Annotated in this window: 17 protein-coding genes and 1 pseudogene; 10 read left to right on the top strand and 8 right to left on the bottom strand. The window is 62.5% G+C overall.

All coding sequences use genetic code 11. From position 1 onward, the window contains the following. Positions 1–47 precede the first annotated feature (47 nt). Positions 48–1,151 (top strand): DUF2279 domain-containing protein, encoded by a 1,104-nt coding sequence (locus WG907_RS02400; protein WP_340230989.1) that lies wholly within the window; start codon positions 48–50, stop codon positions 1,149–1,151. A gap of 509 nt (positions 1,152–1,660) precedes the next feature. On the opposite strand, the gene WG907_RS02395 is transcribed toward WG907_RS02400, so the two are convergent. The 8 genes from WG907_RS02395 to thiS all read right to left on the bottom strand — a co-directional run bounded on the left by WG907_RS02395 (position 1,661) and on the right by thiS (position 10,110). After that, a complete protein-coding gene (locus tag WG907_RS02395) occupies positions 1,661–2,755 on the bottom strand; it encodes a mannose-1-phosphate guanylyltransferase/mannose-6-phosphate isomerase (RefSeq protein ID WP_340230988.1) in 1,095 nt (364 codons plus the stop codon). A 120-nt stretch (positions 2,756–2,875) separates the two neighbouring features. Then, positions 2,876–4,153 carry a capsule polysaccharide biogenesis protein gene (locus tag WG907_RS02390; protein WP_340230987.1) on the bottom strand — a complete coding sequence of 426 codons (1,278 nt, stop codon included), beginning with the start codon at positions 4,151–4,153 and terminating at the stop codon, positions 2,876–2,878. Further along, positions 4,146–5,780, bottom strand: coding sequence for a capsular polysaccharide export protein, LipB/KpsS family (locus WG907_RS02385; RefSeq protein ID WP_340230986.1), 1,635 nt, complete (start codon positions 5,778–5,780; stop codon positions 4,146–4,148). Before WG907_RS02385 ends, WG907_RS02390 begins: the two co-directional genes overlap by 8 nt. 36 nt (positions 5,781–5,816) lie before the next feature. Beyond that, positions 5,817–7,115, bottom strand: a complete 1,299-nt coding sequence (locus WG907_RS02380; protein WP_340230985.1) for a glycosyltransferase family 4 protein — start codon at positions 7,113–7,115, stop codon at positions 5,817–5,819. 54 nt (positions 7,116–7,169) lie between these two features. Beyond that, positions 7,170–7,610, bottom strand: a complete 441-nt coding sequence (locus tag WG907_RS02375; protein ID WP_340230983.1) for an HIT family protein — start codon at positions 7,608–7,610, stop codon at positions 7,170–7,172. A gap of 10 nt (positions 7,611–7,620) precedes the next feature. After that, positions 7,621–8,271 carry a CoA transferase subunit B gene (locus WG907_RS02370; protein WP_340230982.1) on the bottom strand — a complete coding sequence of 217 codons (651 nt, stop codon included), beginning with the start codon at positions 8,269–8,271 and terminating at the stop codon, positions 7,621–7,623. Beyond that, positions 8,271–8,981, bottom strand: coding sequence for a CoA transferase subunit A (locus tag WG907_RS02365; protein WP_340230981.1), 711 nt, complete (start codon positions 8,979–8,981; stop codon positions 8,271–8,273). Before WG907_RS02365 ends, WG907_RS02370 begins: the two co-directional genes overlap by 1 nt. A 79-nt stretch (positions 8,982–9,060) precedes the next feature. Continuing rightward, positions 9,061–10,110, bottom strand: coding sequence for a sulfur carrier protein ThiS (gene thiS / locus WG907_RS02360; protein WP_340230980.1), 1,050 nt, complete (start codon positions 10,108–10,110; stop codon positions 9,061–9,063). A gap of 149 nt (positions 10,111–10,259) precedes the next feature. On the opposite strand from thiS, the gene aroQ reads away from it, so the two are divergent. From aroQ to WG907_RS02320, 9 genes and pseudogenes are all read left to right on the top strand, one after another. Continuing rightward, positions 10,260–10,700 carry a type II 3-dehydroquinate dehydratase gene (gene aroQ, locus WG907_RS02355; RefSeq protein WP_340230979.1) on the top strand — a complete coding sequence of 147 codons (441 nt, stop codon included), beginning with the start codon at positions 10,260–10,262 and terminating at the stop codon, positions 10,698–10,700. A 71-nt stretch (positions 10,701–10,771) separates the two neighbouring features. Then, a complete protein-coding gene (gene accB / locus WG907_RS02350) occupies positions 10,772–11,254 on the top strand; it encodes an acetyl-CoA carboxylase biotin carboxyl carrier protein (RefSeq protein ID WP_340230978.1) in 483 nt (160 codons plus the stop codon). A 13-nt stretch (positions 11,255–11,267) separates the two neighbouring features. Next, complete coding sequence (accC, locus tag WG907_RS02345) at positions 11,268–12,620, top strand: acetyl-CoA carboxylase biotin carboxylase subunit (protein WP_340230977.1); 1,353 nt, start codon at positions 11,268–11,270, stop codon at positions 12,618–12,620. Continuing rightward, positions 12,617–12,961 (top strand): arsenate reductase (glutaredoxin), encoded by a 345-nt coding sequence (gene arsC, locus WG907_RS02340; RefSeq protein ID WP_340230976.1) that lies wholly within the window; start codon positions 12,617–12,619, stop codon positions 12,959–12,961. The genes accC and arsC overlap by 4 nt, the downstream gene beginning before the upstream one ends. Before the next feature lie 95 nt (positions 12,962–13,056). Further along, positions 13,057–13,188: pseudogene (locus tag WG907_RS18165) on the top strand (Flp family type IVb pilin). Positions 13,189–13,270: 82 nt separating this feature from the next. Further along, positions 13,271–13,603, top strand: coding sequence for an ArsR/SmtB family transcription factor (locus WG907_RS02335; protein ID WP_340230975.1), 333 nt, complete (start codon positions 13,271–13,273; stop codon positions 13,601–13,603). Beyond that, positions 13,600–14,280: an aquaporin gene (locus tag WG907_RS02330; protein WP_340230973.1), complete on the top strand. Its 681-nt coding sequence runs from the start codon at positions 13,600–13,602 to the stop codon at positions 14,278–14,280. Before WG907_RS02335 ends, WG907_RS02330 begins: the two co-directional genes overlap by 4 nt. Next, positions 14,277–14,621, top strand: a complete 345-nt coding sequence (locus WG907_RS02325; RefSeq protein WP_340230971.1) for an arsenate reductase family protein — start codon at positions 14,277–14,279, stop codon at positions 14,619–14,621. Before WG907_RS02330 ends, WG907_RS02325 begins: the two co-directional genes overlap by 4 nt. Positions 14,622–14,706: 85 nt before the next feature. After that, entirely contained in the window at positions 14,707–15,456 is a 750-nt protein-coding gene (locus WG907_RS02320) for a ParA family protein (protein ID WP_340230970.1), read from the top strand. The last annotated feature ends 25 nt before the right edge of the window (positions 15,457–15,481 follow it).

The raw sequence follows: 15,481 nt of genomic DNA, 5'->3' as shown, positions 1-15,481 counted from the left end.
CCCTTGGCTGATGAATCTGGGGGATTCTGCGGTGGGGGACGGCAGACATGAATTTTGTTCTATTTCGGCCTTTGGTGGGTTTTCTTGCGCCTTTAGCGCTGGCGCCGAATGCCAATGCGGTCGTCGATCTGTCGACGGATGCGGCAAGCGGCCAGCCAATTATTCAAGCCGCTGAATCCGGCTTCGATGGATTCCGTCTTGGGCCAACTTCTATACCTGACAGGGCGGATACATCGCCACTGGCGTTAAACAACGGGAATATTCTACCGCAGGGTTTCGACACCGGAAATGACGATGCTGTGTTGGCACCTCGCGTCCCGATCGATGTCGCAGGACCGCCTGCATCCAGCGCGGAACCGGGCGGAGAACAACAATCCTCCTTTCGTTATAAGTCGCTCGGCAGCAGAATGGGCGCGGCGAAGTGGGAAGTGCTGGGCATCATGGCCTACACGACCGGCGTCCAGAGCCTGTTGACCAACCCCAATACCAGTTTCCACTTCAGCAACGAAGGGTGGTTTGGTAAAGACACTGCCAATCTGGGGATCGACAAGCTCACTCACGCCTTTAATGCCTACCTCTTCTCCGAATTTTTGGGGCATCGCATCGGACGGAAAACGGGGGATCGGGCGGGTGCTGCGCTTCCCGCGGCGCTGATGGGTTTCGGCTTGCAATTCTATGGCGAGCTTTGGGATGCCCATAAGACCAGCAGCGGATTTTCCATTCAGGACGTCACCTTCAACGCGCTGGGCGCGACCTTTTCCTATTTCCGTCACACCATTCCGGGACTCGAGGAAAAGCTCGATTTTCGTCTCATGTCGGTGCCCAATCGCAAGATATTTTCTCGCAGCGGCAAAAAACATTATGAGCAACAGCATTTTATGTTCGCCGTACAACTTGCCGGCTTCGAAAAGCTGAAAAGCGGCCCGCTAAGGTTCGTTGAGCTTCACGTCGGCTATCGCGGCAAGGATTTTACCAACGCAGAGCGCGCCGCCGGGGTGAAACCGAAGCGCGACATATTTTTCGGCCTTGGCCTCAATGTCAGCGAGCTATTCTTCGGACGTAGCCGGTCCCGGATCAGCCGCGCTATCGCCAGCGGTCTCAACTATTTCCAGCCGCCTTACATAGCGACCCACAATTATGACAATTGGTGAGCGACGCTGCCACATCCCTTGCCGCGAGCGTCACTGACACGGGCAAGGTAACTGTAGCACGCATAGCGCGAGAGGCGGACGGGCAGAAACGCATCCCCTCGCCGGCAGGCGTGCTATAAATGGGTCGCATGCGCTGATGACGCATCCGATGCTTCTCATGAGTGAGGCCGAGACATGCAAGTGCCTCTGACGGCCGGTATCCGATAACTGAAGCAGGTGATCCAATTGGATCACCTGCTTTGAGTGATAAGGACCATGTCGAGGCCTTATGAACACCTGATTGGCCCGATGAAGGCGTTGCCGTAAACGTCTCAGGCGTGAAGACGTCAAAAGCTGCTGAAGCCCGACGACCACCAGCGCGAGGAATAGCAACGTAGAGCGATTTTCTAATTGGATGGAACGCAGTTTGGCGAAGCCAATCTCTGATGATTTGGAGCCGCAGGCCAGCGCAGCCAAATCGCATAACACAAGAATTTAAGGCGGCGATCCGATGCAATCGGATCGCCGCCTTAATTGCCGACCTGCTGCCTGATCTTTTCAACCGCCAGTTTCACGTCCTGTGAACGGCTAAGCGGGGCTACCAAAATCCCATCGGGGGTCGACACGATGATGGAGTTGCTAATGCCGATCGCCGCTACAGGGGGGCCGCCGTCGACGTAAATGAGGTTGCCCGATCCGTCGAGATCGGCCACGGTCCCATGATAGGAGTTGCCGTTATCGTCCTGCTCCCGGATCGCCCAGAGGGCATCCCATGAACCGACGTCGGACCAGCCGATATCTGCGGCGATCACCGCCACCTTTTCCGCTTTTTCCATGACAGCATTGTCGATGGAGACATCCGGCGCGGCGGCAAAGGCGACGGGGTCCGCACGGACCGACTGACCGTCCTGTACGGCCGCCTGTATGGCGCTCGCACATGCATCGGCGACCTCTGGCGCATGGGCTCGTAAGGCCGCCAGGATGGCGCTGGCGCGGAACAGAAAGATGCCGGCGTTCCACAAATAGTTACCCGCCGCGAGATATTGTTCCGCATTCGCTCGCGCCGGCTTCTCATGAAACTTCGTTACGGCGTTGATGTCCTCAAGGTCCAAAGCTTCGCCAACCTCGATATAACCAAAGCCCGTCTCGGCGTGCGACGGCTTGATTCCAAACGTCATCAAATAGCCTTCCTGCGCCGCCGGAACGGCGCCGCCGATCAACCGATGAAACTCGGCCACGTTGCCGATCACATGATCGGACGGCATGACCAACATCAGACCATCACCATGATTACGCACGATCCATTCTGCCGCAATGCCGACGGCAGCCGCCGTATTGCGGGCCATAGGTTCGAGAATGACGGCAGCCGATTCTACGGAGAGGCCCGCGAGTTGTTCCCGGACCAACGGTTCATGGGCGTGATTAGCCACGATGATTGGCGCGCCAAAACCATCGATGCCCTGCATTCGCCGTAATGTATCCTGCATCATCGAATATTCGGAGACGAGCGATATGAACTGCTTGGGGCGGTCCTTCTGCGACACCGGCCAGAGCCTGGTGCCCGAACCGCCGGAAAGGATTACCGGAAATCCGATATCAGCCGAAAAGGACGCATTATCACCCATGAAAATTTCTCCGAAAGCCCGAACTTATATTTGCCCGGAATTTGCATCTCTATTCAGCCCCGACTCACAAGTTCGCGGCCGATCACCATTATTAGTCAATAAAGTCTATTTCCAGACAGGTCACGCGGCATAGTCGGTCAGGCCGTGTAGCGTGGCCCCGCCCTCGCGGGCCGCGGACGGCATTTTATGTGCTCCCGTCCGAGTCAGCCGCTCGACTGCATGGCTGACCAGTAGAGCCAGACCCTCTTCACTCAGCAATCCGCCGCGGATCAGGCACCGATCCATCAAGACCCGCCTGAAAGCACTGTATGTCGCGACATCGGGTGCGCGCGGCGCACCCCAGAATTGGTCTAAGTCCCCTTGATGGGCGACGCCCTCGACCTTGTACACCGCATGCCCCAACACCGCGACCGGTCTGCCGATATTCAACGCGAGGGTCCCGACCGTACTGTTGACCGTAACCACGCCCAGAGACCGGTCCACCACTTCGCTGATATCCCAGTCGTCCAGATAGAATACCCGGTCCGCAACGCCGTAACGGCCGGCAAGTTTACGCGTCAGGCCTTCCCAACGTACGAGCCCCGGATCGAGCGGATGCCGTTTAACGACCAGGCTGATGTGATCGGGCGCATGGCCGGCAAAGCTCTTCAGGATAAACCGCAATGCCGCACGCATGTCGCCAAATGGCGAATGATGGCGGATCTGATAGTCCGAGTTGAGCTGGAGCGGCATCACATAAAAGGGCCGGTCCTTGACCGCTTCCCACCGCACGCGAGACCGCGCCAGGGCTTGCTTGCGCAAAAATAGTTTGCGGGCCCATCCGACCGACTCCATGACGAAACTATGAGGCCGATGGGTCGTGTAAAAAGGAAAATAGGGCCTCAGAACCGCCGAAGCGAGGCCATTGCGCATGGTGTTGCGGGCGCGGGCACGAAAGGTCGAAGGAACGGCGGGAAGGGTCGGATCATAATCGGGCAACCCGTCCGCCTGATCCAAATACCATTGCGGATCCAGGGGCAGGGTCGAATTGCCGTTTACCCCGTCATCCTGAAGCGTCAGGAAGTCAGGCCGGATATAGCCTTCTTCGACCACATGAACGCGGACATTGCGCAGCCGGGCCATGCCGTGCGCCGACGCATGATAGGGGCGACAATCGCCAAAAAGGATAAGGTCGGTGACCCGATGGTTGACGAGAAAGTCATCGAAAAACAGCGGCCAGTTCCGTAAGGTGCCACGATAATCGACGGCATCTCCGACCCAGTCTATCTTGTCGCCGCCGTTGATATTGATCCGCCGCGCTTCATGACCGCGCTCGATCAATGCCGCCGCCAGCATACTAAAAAAAGGTCCGTGAGGCCCCTGCAAAAATAGGAAGGTCTTGGCCGGCGCGTCAGACACGGAGAAACTCGGCAGATAAAGTCATAAATCTTCGTAACTTCCCCTGTGCAACGCGCAACATGATAAGCCATGTCATCGGCGGTGTCGATCCATCAGCCATCCGGTCCACCATGATTTCCGGCCCGCATGGCAGCCGCGTCACCGGGTCGATATAGCGCGGATAAAGAATGAGGGTGGCCGCCACAAGCTGATCCAGCGTCAGTCTGCGCCCTCGCCGTCCGCGAGGTTGCGCCAGGTCGCGGGTCAGCCCCCAGCCCGCATAAAAGGGCATGCCGTGCACCGTCACCGGCCGGTCGCGCATCAGCGCCTCGAACCCGGTAAGCGAGGACAGAACGTGGACTTCGTCCACCGCCTGGACGAGTTCCATGAGCGGCGCGCCGATGTCGATCCGATCCGCATGCTCCAGCACGACCGCGTCGCTCAAATGGCCTTTGCGGTGCCCCGCCTGCACATCGGGATGGGGGCGGTAGATGATCCACGCGCCGGGTTCGGCACGCCGGACGCGGGTGAGGAAATCGAGGTTGCCCGCCACCCCGGCGCCCCCCTTTTGAACGGAAAGGTCGTCGTCCACTTGCCCGACCGCCAATATGGTGCGCCGGCCGGGCGGCAGGTCGAGCATCGCGCCGGATTGCGCGCCATATTTGGTGACGCCTGCGGCGCTGATGCGCTGCCGCAGCCGGCCCGCCCGGGCCACCAGCGCGTCCGGGAAGTCATAAGTCGCCAGCAATGTTTCCAGATCGCTGACTTTGGTCGCGTCATAATAAATGCCCGATCGGTCGACCACGACCGAGCCGGGCGGATGCAGGGCGGCCCCTAAACCGCGCGAGCGCAGGAAACCGTCCTCCACCCGGCAGTAGGGCACGCCCTTCTCCGCCGCCTGCGCTACAAGCGAAGCCGGCACACGGGACGGCCAGGCCGCCAGCGCGCCGCCCCTGGCCTTCGCTCGCCGCAGGGCGCGTGCGGGCGGCAGGAACGGCGGTGAGCGAAGCCCATCCCACAGGAAGTGCGCGATCGCTTCCCGTTTCCAAAAGGCCATGCCGGTCGCGGCCGCGATGCCCCGGTTGCCGTCGATGTGACGCCGCCAGTCGGTGAGCTGCGTGACGACCGCGCCGACATCGGCGGGCGCGCCGGAAAAACAGTCGCGATAGGCAGCGCTCGCCAGTGCCCTTCGGGCGGCCTCGCGCAGATCGCCGGGCGCGATGGGGAGGCAATCCGGGCCGAAGACGGGCACGCCCAACATCCCCGCGACGATCGCCAGTTCATCGTCCAGCGAGGCATGCACGGAGGACGCACCCTCCGCCAGCGCCCAGGGGTCGCACGGCGATGGCACTGTCACACCGATGGCCGATGATTGGCCCGGCAGCGCGCCCGGTACGATGCCGACTTCCGACGTTGCGATCCCGACCAGTCGTTCAGGCGAAATAGGCACGCCCTGACGCGCGATCACCCTGAAGCCTGCCGGCCGATGGCCCCAGAAATCGCCGCCGACCCGCGCCCGAGCGACCGCATCGATCATGTCGTCGGCCGCGATCGGGGTCGTGCCGAACTCGGCCGCCCTGCTCACCGCCGCCAGCGCAGGCGCGATGCCCGGAAAGGGAGGAGAACGCAGGAAGGGCGGCGGGGTCATGATCTGACCCAGCCTTGGGGTTCGCAAGGGCGCACGTCAAGGACGACCGGGGGCCGCCACCTCATCGAGCAGGTCGGTGACGACATCGAAATAGTCGCGCCAGGTCGGGGCCCGCCACTGATCGATCCTGGCCAGTTGCGCCACGCGCTCGGGCGAGTCCGGGCGGCGATAGGCGTCGATGATTCGCAGCCAGCCCAGCCCGTCGAGCGGATCGAGATAATCGGGTGCGTCGCCGCCGACCTCGCGATGCGCCAATATGTCGCTGCAAATGACCGGGATGCCCGCCGCCAGCGCTTCGACCACCGGCATGCCGAACCCTTCTTCGAAACTCGGCATCAGCATGGCGCGGGCATGGCTGACCAGTTCCTGCATTTCATTGTCGGACACTTCGCCCGCCTCGATCACATGGCCCCGCAACGCTTCGGCGCGTTCCAGCATATCGACCACATTTTCATTTTCCCAGCCGCGCCGGCCGATCAGCATCAGCACCGGCGCATCATCGCCCAGCCGTTGGATCAGCCGACGCCATACATTGAGCAGCAGCAGGTGATTCTTGCGCGGTTCGATCGTGGAGATGTAGACGAAATAGGGGCGGGAGGGCACCGCCAGCCCCCGCGTCCCGAAAATGTCGACCGGATCGGCGCCGAAATGGATGACGCGCACGCTGCGACCCGCCAGCCCGTTTTGCATGTGGGGCGCGAGCGCGTCGATCGTGGTCTGGCTGTTGCCGATGATGCCGGTCGCATAGGCGTCGATCGTGCGCACGCGCCGCCGATGCTCCTCGGCCCCCTGGGGCCGGGCGAACTCGGGATGGCTGAGCGGAATGACGTCATGGACCAGCGTGACGAACTTCGCACCCTCCGCTCGCAGGATCGCGCCTACCTGCTGGGGATCGTCGAGATGATGCGGCGATACCTGAAGATAGACGCGCGGGCCCCTGGGCTTGGGCACCGGGCGCGGGCGCAGCGCGAAAAGGTGTCGGATGATCGCCGCCTTGTTCTTGCTCTGATCAGGCGATGCGGCGTTGCGCCATTTCGCGGTGGTGAAGGCCAGGAACTGCCGCACCGCAGCCGTGCTCAGCCGGCCATAATAGCCCCCGGCCGGATGGACGGCCGCGAACGCCAGCCGGTCCGGCATCCGTTGCAGCAATTCGCGCGCATAGACATATTCCACCCGGTCGATGCCGGTCGGGGTCGGATGAAAGCAGCGCGATAGCAGGCGCGACAGATCGAGGATGACTTCAGATTGCTCGGGCGTCGACCGGAGCGCCATGGCGGCGCGCTTGGTCAACAGGGCAAGCCGCGCGCCGGGCGCCTTGAAGGGTTTCAGCACCATATCAATGGCCGCCGGACGATGCGACCCGAAGGCCGACAGATTTACAGCGCAGCATCAGAGGTGCGCGCGGATCTCGTCGGCCAGCGCGTTCAGCGCGTCCGCATCGGCGAAATCGCCCTGCGCATGCGCGGAAAAGCCCATCGGCCCACCTTCCCAACGCGGCACGATATGGACATGCAGGTGAAACACCGTCTGGCCGGCCGGCGCGCCGTTGAATTGGGCGATATGGATGCCGTCGGGCTGCACCGCCGCCCGGATCGCACCGGCGACCTTCCGCACGCTCGCCATCACCTGACAGAGCGCCTCCGGCTCGATCTCCAGGATGTTGCGCGCCTTCGACCATTTTGAAATGACGAGGGCATGCCCCTTCGACTGCGGCTGTATGTCGAGAAAGGCATATGTATGCTCATCCTCATATAATTTAGTCGAAGGAATCTTGCCCTGAAGTATCAGGGCAAAGACATTGCTCTCGTCATAGCGGCCATCAAGGCTCATGGTCGTGCTCTCAGCTTACATAATGCGCGGTGGTCTTGGCCGCGACTTCCTCTGCGGTTACGCCGGGGGCCAGCTCGACCAGCCGGAACGGGCTGTCATGGTCGGTGCGCTGAAAGACGCACAGGTCGGTGATGATCATGTCCACGACGTTGCGCCCCGTCAGCGGCAGGGTGCAGGCCGGGATGAACTTGGGATCGCCGTTCTTGCTGTTATGTTCCATCACGACGATGATCTTCTTGACCCCGGCGACGAGGTCCATCGCGCCGCCCATGCCCTTGATCATCTTGCCGGGGATCATCCAGTTGGCGATGTCGCCATTTTCCGCGACTTCCATCGCGCCCAGCACGGTCAGGTCGATATGCCCGCCGCGGATCATCGCAAAGCTGTCGGCCGAGCTGAAATAGGAGGATTGCGGCAGTTCGCTGATCGTCTGCTTGCCTGCATTGATGAGGTCGGCATCCTCTTCGCCCTCATAGGGGAAAGGACCTATGCCCAGCATGCCGTTTTCGGACTGGAGCGTCACTTCGACGCCTGCCGGAATATGGTTGGCGACCAGCGTCGGAATACCGATCCCCAGATTCACATAAAAACCGTCCTGCAATTCCTTCGCGGCGCGCGCGGCCATGTCATCGCGGGTCCAGCCTTTGCTCTGCTCGGACATTATGCGGCCTCCCTCTGGCGGACGGTTCTAAATTCGATCTGCTTGTCATAGGGGCTGCCAAGGACGAGCCGCTTCACATAGATGCCGGGCACATGGATGCAATCTGGGTCGAGGCTGCCGGTCGGCACGATTTCCTCGACTTCGGCCACGCAGATCTTCGCGGCGGTCGCCATCGGCTGGTTGAAATTGCGCGCGGTCTTGCGGAAGATGAGGTTCCCCGCTTCGTCGGCCTTCCACCCCTTGATGATCGCAAGGTCGGCGAAAATGCCGCGTTCGAGAATATACTCCTGGCCGTCGAAGGTCTTCACTTCCTTGCCCTCGGCCACGGCCGTGCCCACGCCCGTCTTGGTATAAAAGCCGGGGATACCCGCCCCGCCGGCGCGGCAGCGTTCGGCCAGCGTACCCTGCGGGCAGAATTCGACTTCCAGCTCACCCGCCAGATATTGCCGCTCAAACTCCTTGTTCTCGCCGACATAGCTGGCCATCATTTTCTTGATCTGGTGCGCACGCAACAGCTTGCCGAGGCCGACATTATCGATCCCGCAATTATTGGAGGCGATCGTCAGGTCCTTGACGCCATTTTCGAGGATCGCGTCGATCAGCCGTTCGGGAATGCCGCTAAGCCCAAAACCACCCGAAACAATCTGCATTCCGTCGAACAGCAGGCCCTCCAGCGCGGATCGGGCATCGGGGTAGAGCTTATTCACCATTCTGACATCCTCCAGTAGCCGGGCCAATGCGCATAAGCACAACCGGCGAAAGCGTCAATTTACCCGAATGGCGAATATTTCAGATCAGGCCCGCAAGCGGACTGGATGGGTCGGCATAGAGGCGCTTGCCCATGCGTCCGGCGCGATAGGCCATCCGTCCGGCCTCGACCCCCGCCTTCATCGCCGCGGCCATCAGCACCGGGTCCTTGGCTTCGGCGATGGCGGTGTTCATCAGCACGCCGGTGCAGCCCAGTTCCATCGCCTGCGCCGCTTCCGACGCCGTGCCCACGCCCGCATCGACCAGCACTGGCAGGTTCGTGCCCTCCACGATCAGGCGGATCGTCACCCGGTTCTGGATGCCGAGGCCCGAGCCGATCGGCGCGCCGAGCGGCATGATCGCGACCGCGCCGACATCCTCCAGCCGCTTCGCCGCGATCGGATCGTCGACGCAATAGACCATGGGCTTGAAGCCCTCCTTGGCCAAAATCTCGGTCGCGCGCAGCGTTTCCACCATATCGGGGTATAATGTGCGCGCCTCGCCCAGCACTTCGAGCTTCACCAGGTCCCAGCCCCCCGCCTCGCGCGCCAGCCGCAGCGTGCGGATCGCATCCTCGCCGGTGAAGCAACCCGCCGTGTTGGGCAGGTAAGTGATGACCTTCGGATCGATATAATCGGTCAGCATCGGCGCCTTGGGGTCCGACACATTGACCCGGCGCACCGCGACCGTGACGATCTGCGCGCCCGACGCCGATACCGCCGCCGCATTCTGCTCGAAACTCTTATATTTGCCGGTGCCCACGATCAGCCGCGAGCGGAAGGTCCGGCCAGCCACGGTCCAGCTATCATCGTCCAGCACCGCGACATCGCCTTGCGCGACCGGATGGTCGCCGCCACCCCCCGCGACCGGATGGTCGCCACCACCAACGAAATGCACGATCTCCAGTTCGTCGCCATCCTCGACCCGCACCTGCGCCAGGGTCGATCGCGGCACCACCTCCAGATTGCGCTCGACCGCCACTTTTTCGGGCACGAAGCCCAGTTCGCTTGCCAGTTCCGCCAGCGTCAGGCCGTCGCGGATGCGGCGATGTTCGCCGTTGATGTGGATGGAAATCGTGCCGTCAACGCTCACTGCTTCGGTCCCACTGGGTCAATCCCGTTCGTGCATCGGATAACGTGTCTCGACTTGGCGCGACACGAAGGGTTAAAGGTCAGGGCGCATATAGGGCTGCCAAGGCCCCGCCCGCAACATGCAACTCTAAATGCCCTGGGGGACGTCAGATGGCCGATGCTCGCAAAATCTATGTGCTGAACGGCCCCAATCTCAACATGCTGGGCACGCGCGAGCCGGACATCTACGGCTATGACACGCTGGACGACATCGCCGAGCGGATGGAGGATGTCGCCACGCGCGCCCATGTCGAGCTGGATTTCCGCCAGTCCAATCATGAAGGCCATCTGATCGACTGGTTGCAGGAGGCCAATGGCGAGGGCGCGCACGCCGTCATCCTGAACCCCGGCGGCCTGACGCATACGTCGGTGGCATTGCACGACGCGATCAAGGGGATCAGCGTTCCCGTGATCGAGGTTCACCTCTCCAACCCCCATGCGCGGGAGCCATTTCGCCACAAAAGCTATGTGGGCATGGCGGCAAAGGGCACGATCGCCGGCTTCGGCGCGCTTTCCTATATGCTCGCGCTCGAAGCCGCGTTCGAGCTTTAGAAAGTTGCGCTTGGGTGCAAAGGCGCATAGGCGCTTGGCGCAAAGACGGAATAGACCGCTAGGGACCGGACATGAACGACAAGACTGAAAAGGGCGCGATGCAGGTGGATGTGCAGCTGGTGCGCGATCTCGCCGCGCTGCTGGACGACACCAACCTGACCGAAATCGAGGTCGAGGACGGCGATCGCAAGATCCGCGTCGCGCGCAAGGCCGCCAGCAATGGCGGTGCGGCTTTTTACGCCCCGCCAGCCGCCGCACCCGCCGCTGCTCCCGCGCCGACAGTAACGGCTACCGCTTCGGCCGAACCAGCGCTGCCCGCCGGCACCATCGTCCGCTCGCCGATCGTGGGCACCGTCTATCTTTCGGCCGAGCCGGGCGCGGCCGCTTTCGCACGGGTCGGTGCGCAGGTCGGCGCGGGCGAGACGTTGCTTATCGTCGAAGCGATGAAGGTCATGAACGCGATTGCCGCGCCGTCCGCCGGCACGATCAAGGCGGTGCTGGTCGAAAACGGCCAGCCGGTCGAATATGACCAGCCGCTCGTCGTGATCGAATAAGGCGCTGAACGCCATGGCCATCGAGAAACTGCTGATCGCCAACCGGGGCGAGATCGCGCTGCGCATTCATCGCGCCTGCCATGAAATGGGCATCAAGACGGTCGCGGTGCACTCAACCGCCGATGCCGACGCCATGCATGTGCGCCTTGCCGACGAGGCGATCTGCATCGGTCCGCCGGCGGCCAAGGACAGCTATCTGAACGTCGCGGCGATCATCTCCGCCGCTGAAATCTCCGGCGCGGACGCGATCCATCCCGGCTATGGCTTCCTGTCGGAGAACGCCAAATTCGCCGAGATCGTCGAAGCGCACGGCATCGCCTTCGTCGGTCCCAAGCCCGAGCATATTCGCATCATGGGCGACAAGGTGGAGGCCAAGCGCACCGCCGGCGCGCTCGGCCTGCCGCTGGTGCCAGGATCGGACGGGGCGATCGAGACATTCGAGGAAGCAGCGCCCATCGCCGCGAAGATCGGCTATCCGGTCATCATCAAGGCCGCGTCGGGCGGCGGCGGACGCGGCATGAAAGTTTGCGAGTCCGAGGACCAGCTCGAAACGCTGATGCAACAGGCGGGCAGCGAGGCGAAAGCCGCGTTCGGCGACGCCACCGTCTATCTCGAAAAATATCTGGGCAACCCCCGCCATATCGAGTTCCAGATATTCGGCGACGGCAACGGTAACGCGATCCATCTTGGCGAACGCGACTGTTCGCTCCAGCGTCGCCACCAGAAGGTGCTGGAGGAAGCCCCCTCTCCCGTCATCACCGCGGCCGAGCGCGAGCGGATGGGCGGCATCGTGTCCAAGGCGATGGCCGACATGGGCTATCGCGGCGCGGGCACAATCGAATTTCTCTACGAAGACGGCGAATTCTACTTCATCGAAATGAACACCCGGCTTCAGGTCGAACATCCGGTGACCGAGATGATCACCGGCCTCGACCTCGTGCGCGAACAGATCCGCATCGCCGAAGGCCGGCCACTGTCGGTCGAGCAGAAGGATCTGGAATTTCACGGCCACGCCATCGAATGCCGCATCAATGCCGAAGATCCCCGCACCTTCGCGCCCTCGCCCGGCACGGTGACGCGCTATCATGTCCCCGGCGGCATGCATGTCCGCGTCGATAGCGGCCTGTATCAGGGCTATAAGGTGCCGCCCTATTATGACAGCATGATCGGCAAGCTGATCGTCTATGGCCGGACCCGCGAAGGGGCGATCATGCGGCTGAAGCGCGCGCTTCAGGAATATGTGATCGAAGGGATGAAGACCACGATCCCGTTGCATCAGGCGCTGTTGGAGGACCCCGATTTCCTCAACGGTGACTATACGATCAAATGGCTGGAGGAATGGCTGGAGCGGGACGGCCAGCCGTGAAGGCGACGATCTGGCACAATCCGCGCTGCTCGAAATCGCGCGCGGCGCTGGCGCTGCTGGAGGCCGCGCCGGGCGTCGAGGTCGAGATCGTCGACTATCTCAAAACCCCGCCCGGCCGGGCCGAGATCGAAGCCGTGTTCGCCAGAGCCGGCATCAGCCCGTCGCAGGCGCTGCGCAAGGGCGAGAGCGTCGTGAAGGCGATCGGCCTCGATATAACGGACGAAGGCGCCATTCTGGATGCGATGGCTATCCATCCGATCCTGATCGAACGCGCGATCGTTATCACCGACAAGGGTGCCGTCATCGCCCGCCCGCCTGAAGAAGCGCTGCGCCTCCTCTAGCGGCGGATGGAACGGGGCGATTTAAGATAATGAAACCATGAAGGACTGATCGACCTTTGAGGGAGCCTCTCTCTCGCACAGGGAGAAGGACCGTGATCGCCGCAATCCGCTCGCTCAGGCACCAGCCCAAAGGCGCGACAGCGATGGAATAGGGCCTGATCGCCGCCCTCATCGCGGTCCCCGCCATCGGCGCGATGACCAGCCTTGGCAGCACGTTAACAATGTAAATGGCAATTTGCGCTGATATTCATACCGATCAGCGAAAATCACCGCTTGGCACCGTATCTTCATTTCGATAATACCCGAAATATGGAATCGACAGAAGCAGTTGCCGCCCTGAGCGCGCTGGCGCATCCCGCCCGCCTGTCCCTCTTTCGGGCGCTTGTCCGCGCCGGTAACGGCGGCGAAGCGGCCGGCGATCTTGCCGACCGCCTTGCCCTGCCGCCCTCGACCCTCTCTCATCATCTCGCGACGCTCGAACGATCCGGTCTGATCGCCCATGCGCGCCACCACCGCCACCTGATCTACGCCGTCGCTCCTGCCGCCATCCGCGACCTGATCGCTTTTCTGGTCGAAGATTGCTGCGAAGGCCGCCCCGAATTATGCGGCGGCGCGCCCAGTTGCGGGATGCCTGCATCATGACCCGCGCCCTTGCCGCCGAAGCGATCGGCACCACCCTTCTGGTCGCCACGGTGATCGGATCGGGCATCATGGCGGAGCGGCTTTCGGCCGGCAACGCAGCGGTCGCCTTACTGGGGAACGCGGTCGCGACCGGTGCCATGCTGTTCGTGCTTATCACTCTGCTGGGGCCGCTCTCGGGGGCGCAATTCAATCCGGTCGTGACCCTGTTGCTGGAGCGCGGCCAGGACAGGCAGGCGCGGATCGCGGTCCAGTTCACGGGCGCGATCCTCGGCACGATTTTGGCCCACGCCATGTTCGGCCATGCCGCGCTTGAAATCGGCACGAAGGTCCGGTCCGGCCCCGGCCAGTGGCTGGGCGAGGCCGTCGCAACCTTCGGCCTGCTGATGACGATACATCTCGGCACGCGCTTCCGTCCTGCCGCCCTGCCCGCGCTGGTGGCTGCGTGGATCGTCGCCGGCTACTGGTTCACCGCCTCGACCAGTTTCGCCAACCCCGCGGTCACGCTGGCGCGCGCCTTCACCGATAGTTTCGCCGGTATCCGGCCCATGGACGTGCCGGCATTCATGATCGCGCAACTGGCTGGGGGTCTCGCCGGCCACCATGCCGGGCGCTGGCTGAGCGCAGATCCCGCGCAAGCCCTCATCCTTGTCGAACCGGAAGGACGAACACAGCCATGAAAGCGACCATCTGGCACAACCCCGCCTGCGGGACATCGCGCAAGACGCTCGCGATCCTGGAGGAAACGCCGGATGTGCAAGTCGAAATGATCGATTACCTGCATACGCCCTACACCCGCGACAAGCTCGTCCAACTGATCGCCGATGCTGGTTTGACACCGGCACAGGCCATCCGCAAAATGGGCACCGATGCCGAGGAAATGGGCCTGCCCGGGATGGACGACGATGCCATTCTCGACGCCATGACCGCCAACCCCGCCTATGTGAACCGGCCGTTCGTTGAAACCGGAAAGGGCGTTCGGCTGTGCCGTCCGCAGGATGTGGTGCGCGAGATTCTCTGAAGATTCACGCGATTGTCTTCATTCCGTAACAATCGCGTGATTGAGTGCTTGCCACGAGGGCGCCGGAGGACTTAGCCTCGTGCCCATGGCAAAGGGCATCCCATTGGCGACCATCGCCGTCTACAGCCTCAAAGGCGGCGTCGGCAAAACGACCTTCGCCATCAACCTCGCCTGGGCTTCGGCCAGTATTTCAAAGCGCCGCACGCTGTTGTGGGATCTCGATCCGCAAGCGGCGTCGAGTTGGCTGCTGTCCACCGACGCGACGAGCCGCGACGCGGCGCAGGCGATCTTCAGCAAGGATGTCGACGTCCACAAGCTGATCCAGCCGTCGACGGTGCCGGGGCTTGACCTGATCGCGGCCGACACGTCGCTGCGCAGCCTCGACCATCTGTTCCGTGAAATGGACAAGAAGAAGCGGCTCGCCAAGCTGATCGAAAGTCTGGGCCGCGATTATGACCGGATCATCCTCGATTGCCCGCCGGGCCTCACCGAAACCAGCGAACAGGTGCTGCGCGCCGCGAACATGATCGTGATCCCGGTAATCCCTTCACCGCTGTCTCAGCGCGCGATGGGCGAAGTCGCGCGCTATCTCGTCCAGCGCGGCGGGAGCCATGCGCCGATCCTGCCGGTCTATTCGATGGTCGACCGCCGCCGCGCGCTGCACCGCAAGGCGCTGGAGGAGCAGCCGGGCTGGTCGGCAATTCCGATGGCCAGCACGATCGAGCAGATGACCGTCCGCCGTAAACCGCTGGGGGCCTTTGCGCCATCGTCGCCGCCCGCGAAGGAATTCGCCGGCCTGTGGACGATGATCGAGCGCCAGTTGCTGGCGCGCTGACCGATCGGATTCCCTGCCTCGTGAA

Source organism: Sphingobium fluminis (assembly GCF_037723805.1).
In the GTDB taxonomy this organism is placed as follows: Bacteria; Pseudomonadota; Alphaproteobacteria; order Sphingomonadales; family Sphingomonadaceae; genus Sphingobium.
Note: the sequence above shows the minus strand (reverse complement) of the source record. Positions and strands in the feature narration are given on the sequence as shown.

Bases quoted from the DNA above. Each gene is read 5' to 3' on its own strand.
- accC (WP_340230977.1), top strand. From the start codon at position 11,268: ATGGCCATCGAGAAACTGCTGATCGCCAACCGGGGCGAGATCGCGCTG.
- WG907_RS02330 (WP_340230973.1), top strand. From the start codon at position 13,600: ATGACCCGCGCCCTTGCCGCCGAAGCGATCGGCACCACCCTTCTGGTC.
- WG907_RS02335 (WP_340230975.1), top strand. From the start codon at position 13,271: ATGGAATCGACAGAAGCAGTTGCCGCCCTGAGCGCGCTGGCGCATCCC.
- WG907_RS02320 (WP_340230970.1), top strand. From the start codon at position 14,707: ATGGCAAAGGGCATCCCATTGGCGACCATCGCCGTCTACAGCCTCAAA.
- WG907_RS02325 (WP_340230971.1), top strand. From the start codon at position 14,277: ATGAAAGCGACCATCTGGCACAACCCCGCCTGCGGGACATCGCGCAAG.
- accB (WP_340230978.1), top strand. From the start codon at position 10,772: ATGAACGACAAGACTGAAAAGGGCGCGATGCAGGTGGATGTGCAGCTG.
- WG907_RS02380 (WP_340230985.1), bottom strand. From the start codon at position 7,115: ATGGTGCTGAAACCCTTCAAGGCGCCCGGCGCGCGGCTTGCCCTGTTG.
- aroQ (WP_340230979.1), top strand. From the start codon at position 10,260: ATGGCCGATGCTCGCAAAATCTATGTGCTGAACGGCCCCAATCTCAAC.
- WG907_RS02370 (WP_340230982.1), bottom strand. From the start codon at position 8,271: ATGTCCGAGCAGAGCAAAGGCTGGACCCGCGATGACATGGCCGCGCGC.
- WG907_RS02395 (WP_340230988.1), bottom strand. From the start codon at position 2,755: ATGGGTGATAATGCGTCCTTTTCGGCTGATATCGGATTTCCGGTAATC.
- WG907_RS02400 (WP_340230989.1), top strand. From the start codon at position 48: ATGAATTTTGTTCTATTTCGGCCTTTGGTGGGTTTTCTTGCGCCTTTA.
- WG907_RS02365 (WP_340230981.1), bottom strand. From the start codon at position 8,981: ATGGTGAATAAGCTCTACCCCGATGCCCGATCCGCGCTGGAGGGCCTG.
- WG907_RS02385 (WP_340230986.1), bottom strand. From the start codon at position 5,780: ATGACCCCGCCGCCCTTCCTGCGTTCTCCTCCCTTTCCGGGCATCGCG.
- WG907_RS02375 (WP_340230983.1), bottom strand. From the start codon at position 7,610: ATGAGCCTTGATGGCCGCTATGACGAGAGCAATGTCTTTGCCCTGATA.